This window comes from Acrocarpospora pleiomorpha, assembly GCF_009687885.1.
GTDB lineage: Bacteria > Actinomycetota > Actinomycetes > Streptosporangiales > Streptosporangiaceae > Acrocarpospora > Acrocarpospora pleiomorpha.
In genome coordinates, this window is record NZ_BLAF01000030.1 from 63,980 (window position 1) to 78,324 (window position 14,345).

13 protein-coding genes are annotated in these 14,345 nt (G+C 68.0%); 10 read left to right on the top strand and 3 right to left on the bottom strand.

Translation table 11 applies throughout. The features are described 5' to 3' along the window. The first annotated feature begins 3 nt into the window (after positions 1–3). From atpA to Aple_RS26015, 5 genes are read left to right on the top strand one after another with little or no spacing between them, the layout of a single operon-like run. Entirely contained in the window at positions 4–1,653 is a 1,650-nt protein-coding gene (atpA, locus tag Aple_RS25995) for a F0F1 ATP synthase subunit alpha (RefSeq protein WP_155347322.1), read from the top strand. 3 nt (positions 1,654–1,656) lie between these two features. Beyond that, positions 1,657–2,556 (top strand): F0F1 ATP synthase subunit gamma, encoded by a 900-nt coding sequence (locus Aple_RS26000; protein WP_155347323.1) that lies wholly within the window; start codon positions 1,657–1,659, stop codon positions 2,554–2,556. A 1-nt stretch (position 2,557) separates the two neighbouring features. Continuing rightward, complete coding sequence (gene atpD / locus Aple_RS26005) at positions 2,558–3,997, top strand: F0F1 ATP synthase subunit beta (protein ID WP_155347324.1); 1,440 nt, start codon at positions 2,558–2,560, stop codon at positions 3,995–3,997. Positions 3,998–4,046: 49 nt separating this feature from the next. Continuing rightward, on the top strand, positions 4,047–4,448 hold the full coding sequence (locus tag Aple_RS26010) for a F0F1 ATP synthase subunit epsilon (RefSeq protein WP_155347325.1): 402 nt from the start codon (positions 4,047–4,049) through the stop codon (positions 4,446–4,448). Positions 4,449–4,472: 24 nt separating this feature from the next. Continuing rightward, a complete protein-coding gene (locus tag Aple_RS26015) occupies positions 4,473–4,850 on the top strand; it encodes a DUF2550 domain-containing protein (RefSeq protein ID WP_155347326.1) in 378 nt (125 codons plus the stop codon). On the opposite strand, the gene Aple_RS26020 is transcribed toward Aple_RS26015, so the two are convergent. After that, positions 4,847–5,437 carry a cob(I)yrinic acid a,c-diamide adenosyltransferase gene (locus Aple_RS26020; protein WP_155347327.1) on the bottom strand — a complete coding sequence of 197 codons (591 nt, stop codon included), beginning with the start codon at positions 5,435–5,437 and terminating at the stop codon, positions 4,847–4,849. The two genes, Aple_RS26015 and Aple_RS26020, sit on opposite strands and share 4 nt — an antisense overlap. A 112-nt stretch (positions 5,438–5,549) precedes the next feature. Here Aple_RS26020 and Aple_RS26025 point away from each other — a divergent pair, with 112 nt between their 5' ends. Genes Aple_RS26025 through Aple_RS26040 form a run of 4 tightly spaced genes read left to right on the top strand, consistent with a single transcriptional unit; the run spans position 5,550 to position 9,307 of the window. Continuing rightward, positions 5,550–6,425: an ABC transporter ATP-binding protein gene (locus Aple_RS26025; protein WP_155347328.1), complete on the top strand. Its 876-nt coding sequence runs from the start codon at positions 5,550–5,552 to the stop codon at positions 6,423–6,425. Beyond that, positions 6,422–7,540, top strand: a complete 1,119-nt coding sequence (locus tag Aple_RS26030; RefSeq protein WP_155347329.1) for an ABC transporter permease — start codon at positions 6,422–6,424, stop codon at positions 7,538–7,540. Before Aple_RS26025 ends, Aple_RS26030 begins: the two co-directional genes overlap by 4 nt. A 10-nt stretch (positions 7,541–7,550) precedes the next feature. Next, positions 7,551–8,717, top strand: a complete 1,167-nt coding sequence (locus Aple_RS26035; protein WP_170321661.1) for a sensor histidine kinase — start codon at positions 7,551–7,553, stop codon at positions 8,715–8,717. Beyond that, complete coding sequence (locus Aple_RS26040; RefSeq protein WP_155347331.1) at positions 8,714–9,307, top strand: response regulator transcription factor; 594 nt, start codon at positions 8,714–8,716, stop codon at positions 9,305–9,307. Before Aple_RS26035 ends, Aple_RS26040 begins: the two co-directional genes overlap by 4 nt. A gap of 224 nt (positions 9,308–9,531) precedes the next feature. On the opposite strand, the gene Aple_RS26045 is transcribed toward Aple_RS26040, so the two are convergent. Beyond that, on the bottom strand, positions 9,532–10,113 hold the full coding sequence (locus Aple_RS26045) for a TetR/AcrR family transcriptional regulator (RefSeq protein WP_155347332.1): 582 nt from the start codon (positions 10,111–10,113) through the stop codon (positions 9,532–9,534). Positions 10,114–10,217: 104 nt separating this feature from the next. Beyond that, positions 10,218–11,699, bottom strand: coding sequence for an aldehyde dehydrogenase family protein (locus tag Aple_RS26050; RefSeq protein ID WP_155347333.1), 1,482 nt, complete (start codon positions 11,697–11,699; stop codon positions 10,218–10,220). Between the two features lie 192 nt (positions 11,700–11,891). On the opposite strand from Aple_RS26050, the gene fxsT reads away from it, so the two are divergent. Then, positions 11,892–14,339 carry an FxSxx-COOH system tetratricopeptide repeat protein gene (gene fxsT / locus Aple_RS26055; RefSeq protein WP_155347334.1) on the top strand — a complete coding sequence of 816 codons (2,448 nt, stop codon included), beginning with the start codon at positions 11,892–11,894 and terminating at the stop codon, positions 14,337–14,339. The last annotated feature ends 6 nt before the right edge of the window (positions 14,340–14,345 follow it).

Consider the following 14,345-nt stretch of genomic DNA (forward strand, 5'->3'; position numbering starts at 1 on the left):
GAGATGGCGGAGCTGACGATCCGGCCGGACGAGATTCGGGACGCGCTTGAGCGCTTCGTCCAGGCGTACGAGCCGGAAGGCGCGGCGCGCGAGGAGATCGGGACCGTCGTGGACTGCGGCGACGGCATCGCCCATGTCTCCGGCCTGCCCTCGACGATGGCGAACGAGCTGCTGGAGTTCGAGGACGGCACGCGTGGCCTGGCGCTGAACCTGGACGTCCGGGAGATCGGTGTGGTCATCCTGGGCGACTTCAGCAACATCGAGGAAGGCCAGCAGGTGCGGCGGACGGGCAACGTCCTGTCCGTGCCGATCGGCGACAACTTCCTCGGTCGTGTGGTCGACCCGCTGGGCAACCCGCTGGACGGCAAGGGCGCGATCGAGGCCGAGGGCCGTCGTGCCCTGGAGACCCAGGCGCCTTCGGTGGTCCAGCGGCAGCCGGTGAAGGAGCCGCTGCAGACCGGCCTCAAGGCGATCGACGCCATGACGCCGATCGGCCGCGGCCAGCGCCAGCTGATCATCGGCGACCGCGGCACCGGCAAGACGGCCATCGCGGTGGACACGATCCTCAACCAGAAGGACAACTGGCTGTCCGGCGACCCGGCGAAGCAGGTGCGCTGCGTCTACGTCGCCGTCGGCCAGAAGGGTTCGACGATCGCGCAGGTCAAGGGCCGCCTGGAGGAGGCGGGCGCGCTGGAGTACACGACCATCGTGGCCGCTCCGGCGTCCGACCCGGCGGGATTCAAGTACCTCGCCCCCTACACCGGTTCCGCCATCGGGCAGCACTGGATGTACCAGGGCAAGCACGTGCTCATCATCTTCGACGACCTGACCAAGCAGGCCGACGCCTACCGCGCGGTCTCGCTGCTGCTGCGCCGCCCGCCGGGCCGCGAGGCGTTCCCCGGCGACGTGTTCTACTTGCACTCGCGGCTCCTGGAGCGTTGCGCGAAGCTGTCGGAGGACATGGGCTCCGGCTCGATGACCGGCCTGCCGATCATCGAGACCAAGGGCAACGACGTGTCGGCGTTCATCCCGACCAACGTCATCTCCATCACCGACGGTCAGTGCTTCCTGGAGACCGACCTGTTCAACTCGGGCGTGCGCCCGGCCATCAACGTCGGCGTCTCGGTCTCCCGAGTCGGCGGCTCGGCCCAGATCAAGGCCATGAAGAAGGTGGCGGGCACGCTCCGCCTCTCGCTCTCCCAGTTCCGTGACCTGGAGGCGTTCGCGTCCTTCGCGTCCGACCTGGACGCGACCTCGCGGGCCCAGCTGGAGCGCGGTTCCCGCCTGGTGGAGCTGCTCAAGCAGTCGCAGTACTCGCCGTTCCCGGTCGAGAAGCAGGTCGTCTCGGTGTGGGCCGGCACCACCGGCGAGCTCGACGACGTCCCGCTGGAGGACATCCGCCGGTTCGAGGCGTCGTTCCTGGAATACCTGTCGAGCAGCCACAAGGGCGTCTTCGACGGCATCCGGGAGTCCAAGGACCTCGGCGACGACGCGCTGACCACGCTGAAGAGCGCGATCACCGAGTTCAAGAAGAGCTTCATCACCTCCTCCGGCGAGCAGCTGGTCAAGGACGAGCCGGTGGCGCCGCTGGAGGACGCCGAGGTCGGCCAGGAGAAGATCGTCAAGCACGTACGCAAGACCAAGGAGAGCTGACCGATGGGCGCCCAGCTCAGACTGCTGCGGCGGCGGATCAAGTCGGTCAAGTCAACCGCGAAGATCACCCGCGCGCAGGAGCTCATCGCCTCCTCGCGCATCGTGAAGGCGCAGCTGCGGATGCAGGCGGCGGTGCCGTACGAGCGGGAGATCACCCACGCCGTCTCCGCGGTCGTCAGCAACACCAGCACGGTCAGCCACCCGCTGACGGTGGCGAAGGAGCAGCCGCGGCGCGCCGGGGTGCTCATCGTCACCAGCGACAGCGGGTTCTGCGGCGGCTTCAACGCCAACATCCTGCGTGAGGCCGAGGCGCTGGCCGGGCTGCTGCGCGGCAAGGGCATCGAGCCGACGCCGTTCGTGACCGGCCGCAAGGGTGTCACCTGGCACACCTTCCGGCATCGGGAGATGGGCGGGCAGTGGACCGGGTTCTCCCGGCGGCCCGCCTACACCGACGCCAAGGCCATCGCGGACACGCTGATCAACGCGTTCACGGCCGAGAACGGGATCGACGAGATCCACATCGTCTCGACCGAGTTCGTGTCGATGCTGACGCAGGAGGTCGTGGTCAAGCGGATCCTGCCGCTGGTGGTCGAGGAGACGACCGAGCCGCCGCCGGTGCCGCTGCCGTACTTCGAGTTCGAGCCGACCGCGAGCGCCGTGCTGGACTCGCTCCTGCCGCGCTACATCGAGTCGCGCATCTTCACCGCGCTGCTCCAGTCGGCGGCCTCGGAGGAGGCCGCCCGGCGGCGCGCGATGAAGTCGGCGACCGACAACGCCAACGAGCTCATCCGCGTGTTCACCATGCAGATGAACCAGGCTCGCCAGGCCGAGATCACCCAGGAAATCAGCGAGATCGTCGGTGGCGCGAACGCGCTGGCCGACGCCGCCGCGGGGAAAGAGTGAAATGACCGCACAGACTGTTGAGACCGGCGTGGGCCGCGTCGCCCGTGTCACCGGTCCCGTCGTCGACGTGGAGTTCCCCGTCGAGGCGATGCCGGACATCTACAACGCCCTGAACGTCGACGTCACCCTCAACACCGAGGGCCAGGACGTGACCAAGACCCTGACCCTGGAGGTGGCCCAGCACCTGGGCGACAACCTGGTCCGGGCGATCTCCATGCAGCCCACCGACGGCCTGGTCCGCGGCGCGGCGGTGTCCGACTCGGGCCGGCCGATCTCGGTGCCGGTCGGCGACGTGGTCAAGGGGCACGTGTGGAACGCCCTGGGCGAGTCCCTGGACGTGCCGACCGCCTCCCTGAAGATCACCGAGACCTGGGGCATCCACCGCCCGTCCCCGGCGTTCGACCAGCTGGAGTCGCGGACCGAGATGCTGCCCACCGGCATCAAGGTCATCGACCTGCTCACGCCGTACGTGAAGGGCGGGAAGATCGGCCTGTTCGGCGGCGCGGGTGTGGGCAAGACCGTGCTGATCCAGGAGATGATCCGCCGGGTCGCGCTGAAGTTCTCCGGCACCTCGTGCTTCGCGGGCGTCGGCGAGCGTACGCGTGAGGGCAACGACCTCTGGCTGGAGATGGAGGAGGCGGGGGTTCTCAAGGACACCGCGCTCGTCTTCGGCCAGATGGACGAGCCGCCGGGCACCCGTCTTCGGGTCGCGCTGTCCGCGCTCACCATGGCGGAGTACTTCCGCGACGTGCAGAAGCAGGACGTGCTGCTGTTCATCGACAACATCTTCCGGTTCACCCAGGCGGGTTCGGAGGTGTCGACGCTGCTCGGGCGCATGCCGTCCGCGGTGGGTTACCAGCCGACGCTGGCCGACGAGATGGGCGTGCTGCAGGAGCGCATCACCTCCACCCGCGGTCACTCGATCACCTCCATGCAGGCGATCTACGTGCCGGCCGACGACATCACCGACCCGGCGCCGCACAACGCGTTCGCGCACCTGGACGCGCAGACGGTGCTCTCCCGGCCGATCTCGGAGAAGGGCATCTACCCGGCGGTGGACCCGCTGGACTCCTCCTCCCGGATCCTGGACCCCCAGGTCATCGGCGAGGAGCACTACAGCGTCGCCCAGGAGACCAAGCGCATCCTGCAGAAGTACAAGGAACTGCAGGACATCATCGCCATCCTGGGCATCGACGAACTCTCCGAGGACGACAAGGTCACCGTCCAGCGGGCGCGCCGGATCGAGCGTTTCCTCTCCCACCCGATGTACGCCGCCGAGGCGTTCACCGGGCAGCCGGGCGAGTTCGTGTCGCTGGACGAGACCATCGCCTCCTTCAAGGGCCTCTGCGCGGGTGAGTACGACCACCTGCCCGAGCAGGCGTTCTTCATGGTCGGCGGCATCGAGCAGGCCATCGCCAAGGCCAAGGAACTGGCTCGCTAATCGTGAATCGCCGGCCCGGTTCGCCGGGCCGGCATTCGGGAGGTATGTGGTGGCAAAGCTTCGAGTAGGCGTGGTCTCGCCGGAGCGTGAGATCTGGTCCGGCGAGGCCGACATGGTGATTGCCAAGACCGTGGACGGCGAGATCGGTATTATGCCGAGTCACGCCCCTGTTCTCGGCGTCCTGGTCGAGGGCGGCGTGCTGCGCGTCAAGCGCGACTCCCAGAGTGACCTGGTGGCCGCGGTGCACGGCGGGTTCATCTCGGTCGCCGACAACGACGTGTCGATCCTCGCGGAGGCGGCGGAGCTCGGCTCCGAGGTCGACGTGGCGAAGGCGAAGGACGCGCTGGAGCGGGCGCAGGCGTCCATCGAGGCGAACCAGGACGACGCGGACGCCCGGGTCGAGGCCCAGCGCAACCGGGCCCGGCTGCGCGCGGCCGGGGAAGACGTATAGCCAACAGGTTCAGGAAGGGCGGCGATGGAGATTATCGCGGGGATCGCGGTGCTCGCCGCCCTGTTCTGTATCAGGGCCGTGGCCCTGCACGTACGCCGGGGCTCGGTCGCCTGCAGCGTACGGACAGGGGAGCGGGGCTGGCAATCGGGAGTTGCCCGGTATGCCGGCGGAGAGCTCCACTGGGTGCCCTTCCTAGGACTGCGACTGAGGCCGCGCCACGCGATCGCGAGGCGCGGCCTCATCGTTTCCCGGCGCCGCCCGCTGGACGAGGGCGAAGGCCCTGAGGGCTACTGGATGGTCGAGGCGGGGCCGATCGCGCTGGCCATGAGCGAGGATGCGCTGACCGGCTTCCTAGCCTGGCTGGAGTCGGCACCCCCGAGTGCACACTTAGATCCCGCCTAGCGGGTCGCACCGGGCTTCCAAAGGATTTCCGCGCCTGCCGAGGAGACCCGGCAGAGGATGAACATCAGGTCGCTGAGCCGGTTGAGGTAGGTCGCGGTCAGCGGGTTCACGTCGTCGTGGGCCTCCAGGGCCGACCACGTGGTGCGTTCGGCGCGGCGGACGATCGTGCGGGCGACGTGCAGGAGCGCGGTGGGCTGGTCGCCGCCGGGGAGGATGAAGCTGCGCAGCGGCTTGAGGTTCGCGTTGAACCGGTCACATTGCGCTTCCAGCCGCTCGATGTACGCCTCCGTCACCCGCAACGGCGGAAATTCCGGATTTATCGTGACAGGGGTGCAGAGGTCGGCGCCCACGTCGAACAGCTCGTTCTGGATGAGCGTGAGCGTCTCGGCGATCTCGTTCGGTAGCCCGCCGGTGGCCAGGGCCATCCCGACGGCCGCGTTCGCCTCCTCCACGTCGGCGTACGCGGCCAGGCGCGGATCGGTCTTCCTGGTCCGGCTCATGTCCCCGAGCCCGGTCGTGCCGTCGTCCCCGGTCCGCGTGTAGATCTTGGAAAGCACTACCGGCTGGTCGTTGTCCCCACGTGTCATGCCGCTCAGCGTACGAGATGACATCTGTCACCTCACGAGCGGGTGAAAGCCATCTCAACCCCTTGATATCCACGTCTACCGCGCAAGAACCAGCCAAGAAATGATCGGTGGCATGTTGGACATCACTGGATTGCGCAAGACCTTTCAGGACAAGGTCGCTCTCGACGGGGTGAGCTTCGCCGTACGGCCCGGGGAGATGTTCGGGTTCGTCGGAGCCAACGGCGCCGGGAAGACGACCACGATGCGGATCGTGATGGGGGTGCTCAGCCCGGACGCCGGCAAGGTGACCTGGCAGGGCCGAACCCTCGGGTTCGCCGAGCGGCGGCGGTTCGGCTACATGCCGGAGGAGCGCGGGCTCTACCAGAAGATGAAGGTCGGCGAGCAGATCGACTACTTCGGACGGCTGCACGGGCTATCCCAAGCCGACGCGGCGAAGGCGACGACCGAGCTGGTGGAGCGGCTGGGGCTGACCGCGCGGCGCGGCGACACCGTCGAGTCGCTCTCGCTGGGTAACCAGCAGCGGGTGCAGCTGGCGGTGGCGCTGGTGCACGACCCGGAGGTGCTGGTGCTGGACGAGCCGTTCTCCGGGCTCGACCCGCTGGCGGTGGACGCGCTGACCGAGGTGCTGCAGGAGCGGGCCAGGGGCGGGGTTCCGGTGATCTTCTCCAGCCACCAGCTGGAGCTGGTCGATCGGCTCTGCGACTCGATCGGGATCATCTCGGCGGGGCGCATGGTGGCCAGCGGGACCGTGGACGAGCTGCGCTCGGCCGAAGGCCAGCGGCTGCGTGTCGTGGTGCGGGACGCCAAGCCCGGCTGGGCCGACGAGCTGCCTGGCACGCTGACCGTGGCGGGGGACCGGGAGACCCTGGTCGTGACCGGGGGCGACGATCAGGCGATCCTGCGGGCGGCCGTACAGGCGGGGCGGGTCGAGCACTTCGGGGCCGAGCGTCCCAGCATCACCGAGATCTTCAAGGAGGCCGTGTCATGAAAAATCACCTTTTTCTGGTTGCTGGGCGGGAGATTCGGGCCCAGGTGCGGACCAAGGCGTTCGTGATCGGTCTGATCGTCTCAGTGGTGCTCGTGGGGGCTATCGCGTTCGCGCCGAAGCTGCTGGGCGGGCCGGATTCGTACACGCTGGGGCGGGTGCAGGTGCCGGAGCTGCAGCTGACCACCTTCGCGCCGGATGTGGAGGTCAAGTGGCGGCAGTTCCCGGACGAGGCGGCCGCCAAGGCGGCCGTGCTGGACGGTGACCTGGACGCGGCCCTGGTCGCGGGGAACCGGGTGCTCACCGACGGGGAGATCGACAGCGAGCTCGGGGTGCTGCTGCAGAGCGCCAACCGGGAGGCCCAGATCGGGGCGTCCGGGGTGACGATCACGCCGCTCGCCATGGAGTCGGTCGGCGCGGACACCCGCTACGAGGACGCCCGCCGGGGGATCGCCACGGTGCTCGTGCTGCTGCTGTTCTTCATGATCATTGGCTCGGTGATGATGGTCGCCATGGGCGTGGTCGAGGAGAAGGGCAGCCGGATCGTGGAGATCCTGCTCACCTCGATCCGGCCCTGGCAGCTGCTCGGTGGCAAGATCCTCGGGCTCGGCGTGGTCGGCCTGATCAACCTGGCTGCGACCGTGGCCGCCGGTCTGGGCGCGGCGCTGGTGTCCGGCGTGGCCGCCGACTTCCCGCCCGGCATGACCGGCATCGTGCTCGGCGCGCTGGTCTGGTTCATCCTGGGCTACGCGTTCTTCGCCTCCTTCGCCGGCGCGCTGGCCTCGCTGGTCTCCCGGCAGGAGGAGGTCGGCAACGTGCTCCAGCCGATGACCCTGCTGCTGGTGGCCAGCTACGGCGTCTCCTTCTACGCCTCCGCCGACCCGACCGCGCCCATCGCGTCCGTGCTGTCGCTGATCCCGCCGTTCTCCTCGATGGTCATGCCGGTGCGTATGGCAGCCGCCGACGTTCCGCTCTGGGAGGTCGCCCTCTCCGGGGCGCTGATGGTGGCGGCGGTGGCCGGGATGCTGGCGCTGGGGGCCAGGATCTATCAGCGGGCGGTGCTGCGGACCGGCGCCCGGGTCCGGCTGGGCGAGGTCGTCATGGGCAACAAGCCGTAAAATGCCTGAAATGGGAGACAACGGAATCACTCGGGCGCGGCGCATCGTTCGCTGGATGCTGAACATGACGCTCGCGCTCGTGTGGTTCGTGGCCCTTGTCAGCACCTTGGTCGGAGTCGGCCTGGAATCCGTCTCCCTGGCCCGGGCGATCGCCACGCTGATCAGCCTGGTGGTGTTCAGCTGGCTGTTCCTGCGCATCACCCGCGCGATCCTGAACCGCTCCTACGCGACCCGCGAGGTCGTGCTGTCCGGGATCCTGGCCCTCGCCCTCGCCGCGCTCGGCGGCGGCAACCCGACCGGCTGGGGCTTCGTCCCGCTGGGCTGGCTCTCGGTGGCGGCCGTCGGGGTGAGCCGCAGGAACGCGGTCCTGCTCGGCGTCGGCACCGCCCTGGTGGCCTCGCCCATCATGATCCTGGCCATGCTCCAGGACCCGGACTGGGATGGCTCGGTGACGGGGGTCGTCGTCGGGGTGCTGCTCTACAACCTGCTGCTGGCCGCAGCCTTCCCGTGGGCCAACCGGCTCTGGGTCTGGATCTGGCAGCTCGCCGAGCAGGCCCACGTCGGCAAGGAGGCCCAGTCCCGCCTGGCCGTCGCCGAGGAACGCCTGCGCTTCGCCCGCGACCTGCACGACCTGGTCGGCCACCAGCTCTCCGCGATCGCGGTCAAGAGCGAGCTGGCGGCCCGCCTGGCCGCCCATCCCGACGCCGCCGCGGCCGAGATGGCCGAGGTCAGAGCCCTGGCCAGGAAGGCGTTGCGGGAGCTGCGGGAGGCCGTGCGGGGCTATCGGGAACTCGACCTGGTGGCCGAGTTGGGCAGCGTCCGCGCCGTCCTGGAGGCGGCCGGCGTGGACTGCCGCCTGCATCTGCCGTACCGGGATGTGCCTCCCGAGGTGGCCCCGGTCTTCGCCTGGGTGATCAGGGAGGCCGTCACCAACGTGCTCCGCCACAGCACCGCCTCGGTCTGCGACATCACCGTCCGCTTCACCGGCGAGGAAGCCGTTCTCGAAGTACGCAACGACGGCGTCACCCCCAAACCGGTCGAGGACCTGGGCAGCGGCCTGGCCGGCCTGACCGAACGCCTCGCCGCCGTCGGCGGCACGCTCACCGCCCGCCCGAACGGCTCCGGCGAGTTCACCCTGCGCGCGGTCGCCCCCGTCCTCGCCGGGGTCCCCGCATGATCCGTGTCCTCCTCGCCGACGACGAACATCTGGTACGGCAGGCCATCGCCACCCTCCTCGGCCTGGAAGGCGACATCGAAGTCGTCGCCCAGGTCGGGCGCGGTGACCACGTCAAGCCCGCTGTCACGGAGCATTACCCCGATGTCGTCATCCTGGATGTGGAAATGCCCGGCATGGACGGTCTCACCGTGGCCGAATCCCTCCCCGGCCAGGCCATGCTCATCCTCACCAGCTTCGGCCGCCCCGGCTACCTCCGCCGCGCCCTGGCCGCCGGGGTGCGCGGCTTCATCCCCAAGGACGCCTCCGCCGACGAGCTCGCCGCCGCCATCCGCAGGGTGCACGCCGGTGGCCGCTACCTGGACCCCGAGATGGCCGCCTCCGCCATGATGGCCGGCGAGAGCCCGCTGACCGACCGCGAGCGCGACGCCCTCGCCCTGGCCGCCGGGGGTGCCGCCGTCAGCGAGATCGCCACCGCCCTCCACCTGACCGAGGGCACGGTTCGGAACTATCTCTCCAACGCCATCACCAAACTCGGCGCGGGCAACCGCATCACCGCCATCCGCGCGGCCCAGGACATGGGCTGGATCTAACGAGTTCTTGGCGCGCCACGTCGGTGGAGGGCCCCGGTCGGGCCGTCTCGTGTGCCATTGTGCGATTACGGAGCGTGATAGCAGGCTTCGCTGAAGGGACGCATGCCATCAGGCAGTTGCGCGCTTTTCGCGTGTGTTGCCGTCCTTGCGGGATCTGAGCCCGGGCCTAGGTTTCGGGCCTTCACATATGCTGGCCCGCCTCCTTCGGGAGGCGGGCCAAAAACTCACCGCGAGAACGACCGGCGGAACACGTGCACCGCGGACTTGATGATCACCTCGGTGGACGGCGGATGGTCCGACACCACCCACTCGATCAAGAGCTCGGTGATCGCGCCGATCAAGGCCAGGGCAAGGAGGTGCAGTTCGGAGGGCAACTGCACGGGCAGATCGCCGACCGAGGATTCGATGATCTTGGTGAACTCCGTGACCGCGCGCTGCCGGGCGCCGCTCAGCACGTCACCGGCCCGGCGCACCTCCAGGTGCATGATCCGCGCACGTCGCTCGTCCGCGGTCACAAATCTGACATACTCCGTGATTCCCGCCACTATTCGGGCGTCCAAATTGGGTGGCGCCTGATCGATCGCTTTGATGATCGATTGCAGCGTCTCCTCCACGCAGCGGTCGTAGACCGCGCGCATGAGTGCCTCCCTCCCCGAGAAGCACTCATAGAAGGCCCGGTTGGAGATCCGCGCGGTCGCGCAGAGCCGCTCGATCGTCGTCGCGTGAAACCCTGGGTTCGCGAACAGTGTGTACGCAGCCAGGATCAGCCGTTCTCGCCGATCGGCCAACCGTTCCTCAGCCGTCATCCCCCGATAGTCCCGTCCCGCCAAAATTTTCACCTCACGCCGTCATGGCCCCCCAGAAGCCACCATTATGGACGCAAGATCTTTTTTGTGGAAGTATCGGAAAATTAGCCTCTTCTACGACCATGAAGTAAGGTCACGAGCTTGACAAGCCGGTCAAGTTCGGCTGGTGTTCGCGCGAACGAGGTCAGGTTCATGCCGGGCATGGCGAAGCGCTGCCGCGACACCGCCTTCGGCCTGGTGAACTCGCGCAAGCCGTCCGCGCCGTGGATGCGCCCGAACCCCGACTCGCCGACCCCGCCGAACGGCAACGCGGGCACTCCGGCGAACGAGATGATCGAGTTGATAGCTGTCATCCCGGTGAGCATTCGCCGCGCCAGTTCCATGGCGCGCTTCCGGTCCCCGGAGAAGATCGTCCCGGCCAGCCCGTACGCCGAGGCGTTGGCCTTCTCCAGTGCTTCCGCCACGTCGGCGACCCGCTTGACGGTTACCGTGGGGCCGAACGTCTCCTCGCGGACCGCGCGCGAGTCCTCCGGCACGTCCGTCACGATCACCGGGTCCACGAACGGGGCCCGTACCGACTCGGGGCCGCCCACGATCGCCTTCCCGCTTCCGGTGGCGTCGTCGATGTGCCACCGGATGATGTCCAGCTGTCCGGGCATGGTGATCGGTCCGTAGTGCTCCCCGGCTTTCACCTGTTGCGCCCGTTTGGTGAGCTCGCGCAGGAACTCGTCGTACACCGAGTCCACCGCGTACACCCGCTCCACGCCCACGCAGGTCTGCCCGGAGTTGGACATCGCCCCCCACAGGGCGGCGTCGGCGGCGGCGCCCAGGTCCGCGCCCGCGTCCACGATGAACGCGTCCTTGCCACCGCACTCGGCCACCATCGGGGTGAGGTTCTGCGCGCAGGCCGCCATCACCCGGCGCGCGGTCGCCGCGGACCCGGTGAACGCGATCTTCTTGACCCCCGGGTCGCCAGCCAGCGCCGCGCCGGTTTCGCCGAGCCCGGTCACGGCCTGGAACACCGGCTGCTCCGGCACCGCCTCGGCGAACAGCTCGGCCAGCAGCACGCCCACGCCGGGGGTGTACTCGCTGGGCTTGAAGACCACGGCGTTCCCGGCCGCCAGCGCGTACCCGATCGAGCCCATCGGCGTGAACACCGGGTAGTTCCACGGTCCGATCACGCCGATCACGCCCAGCGGCAGATACTCCAGCGTGGCGGCCATGTTCATCGCCACCAGACCGCTCGCCACCCGCCGCCGCCCGAGCACCTTGGCGGCCTTCCTGGCGGCCCAGTCCAGATGCGTGATCGCCAGCGCGGTCTCCAGGATGGCGTCGCCCTCCGGCTTGCCGGTCTCCTGGGACACCATGGCGACCACGCGCGGCAGGTTCCGCGTCAGCACCGCCTTGTAGTCCAGCAGCCGCCGTTTCCGCTCCTGGAAGCCCAACTCCGCCCACCACCGCGCCGCCTCCGTGGCCCGCTCCACCGCGGCTCGTACGGCTGCCGCGTCGTGCCGCGGATACGAGGCGAGCACCTCGCCGGTAGCCGGGTCTAACGACTCGAAGGTTTCCAGCTCAGTGAGCGACATGTCGGTATTCCTCCTGCGGGCACGATAACGCTAGTAACCCCGCACTTACAACAGCGCCGACCCTCGGCCGAATCGGCGAAGGTGAGGGCGGGCAGCGGGCGTATTCGTGCGCGAAATGGCCCCTGTCGCCTCGGCTCAAGGCGACCAGAACCTTCTACGATCGTTCCAGCGAACCTCAACGGGGAGACCTGGGTGGCCGATTCTGACAGGGATGAAACCGCTGCGCCCTGGGGCAACGTACCTTCACGCAACCCCAGGTTCACGGGGCGCGAGGATCTGCTCGCCCAATGGGATTCCGACAGGGATGAAGCCGCCGCGCGGACGGTCTGGGGCAACATACCTCCACGCAACCCCGACTTCATCGGGCGCTATGAACTGCTCTCCGCCGTGCGGGCAGGGGGCGAGGCCGGGCCGCTCGCCCTGGTGGGAATGGGCGGTGTCGGTAAGACGCAGATCGCGGTCGAATACGCCCACCGATATTCGAGCGACTACGAGTTGATCTGGTGGGTTCCCGCCGACCAGTTGCCATTGCTTCACGGCGCGCTGGCGGCCCTCGCTCCTCGCCTTGGCATCGCTGACGTTCCGGGCCGCAGCCAGGAGGATGTGATCGACGCCGTGTGTGAAGCGTTGCGGCAGGGCATCCCGTACCGGCGGTGGTTGCTGGTGTTCGACAACGCCCATGAGCCGGAAGACCTCCAGGATTTGCTGTCGGCAGCAGGCGGACATGTTCTGGTCACCTCGCGCAACCGGCGGTGGAGCTCACACGCCACCGTGCTGGACGTGGACGTTTTCTTCCGTGCGGAGAGCTTGGAATTCCTCCGGCACCGGGTCCCCGGAATCGATGACGACGACGCGCACCGGGTGAGCGACGAGCATGGCGACCTGCCGTTGACCCTGGAGCAGGCCCGTGCACTCATGGGAGAGACGGCGACGAGCATCCAGGCATACCTCGACGAGATGCGCGAGGAGGCGAGCAAGATTCTCGCGGAGGGAACTCAGCTCGAATACCCGCTGCCGTTCGGAGCAGCCTGGAATGTCTCGCTGGCGAGGATCAGCCGACACGTGCCCTTCGTCGCGATGGAACTGCTCCATCGGCTCGCCTACTTCGGGGCGGAGCCCATTCGGCTCGACCTGATCACCAAGGGTCGTCATGTGCTGGCAGGGTCCGAGCTCAGGAATGCGATCAAAGATCCCGACCGGATGACTAACACGCTCCGCGCAATCGAGCGCTACGCCCTGGCCTGGGTTGACGACTCGCGGCGGACGATCCAGATGCACCGCCTGATTCAAGTCCGGATCATGAACGAGCTCTCCGCCAGCGCGCGCAGTGCTGCCCAGCAGGATGTGCACCTACTGCTGGCCGCAGCGGATCCGGATCGGCCGGACGACCGGGACAGCTGGGAAACATACGACGGTCTGCTTCGGCACATCTATCCCAGCAGGCTCATCGAGTCCGACGAACCGGACGCACGCAGGCTCGTCACCAATATGGCTCGGTTCCTCCTCGTCAAGGGCGACCTGAGAACGTGCGCGGACTGGATCGACGATGCGCTTGAGGAATGGGAACAGACCACCCCGGAAAACGACCCGCAGCTGCGGGCACTGCGGCGGCTCAAGGCGAATCTGCTGCTAACCCAGGGCCTCCACCATGAGGTCGTTTTCGGGGCCAACCACATGAACACTGAGGAGGCGCTGAGCAATCTGGTCGTCGACAAGGTGCCCGCCGCGGAATATGAGGACGCGTTACGTCGCGACCAGCGGAGTTACGACATCCGCCGCGATCACTACGGCACTGAAGTCCATCCAAGCGTCGCGCTCAGCGGCACTGCCATCGCCCGTGACCTGCGCCTGCTCGGCCGTTACCGGGAGGCCCGCGAACACGGTGAGCGCATGTTCGCCATTTACCGGGACATCGTGGACCAGGGCATGATCCCCGTGAACCACCTCGATGTGCTCAACCAGGCTCGGGAACTGGCCGTCGCCCGCCGTATGGCTGGATGGTCCTACCAGGCGAGGGACCTCGCCCTCGACGTGTACGACAAGTACCACACCACCTACGGCGAGGATCACCCCGGCACTCTCGCCGCCGAGCTGAGCCTGGCCAACTGTTACCGGGTGGTGGCGAACTACGACGCGTCCTCGCAGCTCGTGACGGATGCCGCCAGGAGATGCGCCGAAGTCCTCGGCCCGCGTCACCCGTGCACGCTCGGCGCGACGATGAACGCGGCCCTCATGCTGTACGTGCGGGGTGTACTACCCACGGCCCGGGCGCGGTTCGACGCGACCTTGGCGGAATTCGCCACCGTGTTCGGTGTGCGACACCACTACACGTTGATGTGCTCCATCAATCTCGCCAGCACATTGTCCGGGCTGGGGGAGTGGGAAGAAGCACGCCGCATCGGTGAACGAAGCCTGGAGGCTTTGCGTGAGGTCCTGGGCGAGGACCATCCGCTCACCTTGGCGTGCGCGGTCAATCTGAGCCTGGATCTCCGCATGGTGAATGAGTTCGAGCGCGCCGCGGAACTGCATGACGATGCGATCGAGCGCCTCATTCGAACGCTCGGGCCGGACCATTCCGACGTCGTCGTCGTAGCTGAGCACCACCGGCTCGAAGTCGACTTCGAACCCCCGGCCGTCTGATCGAGC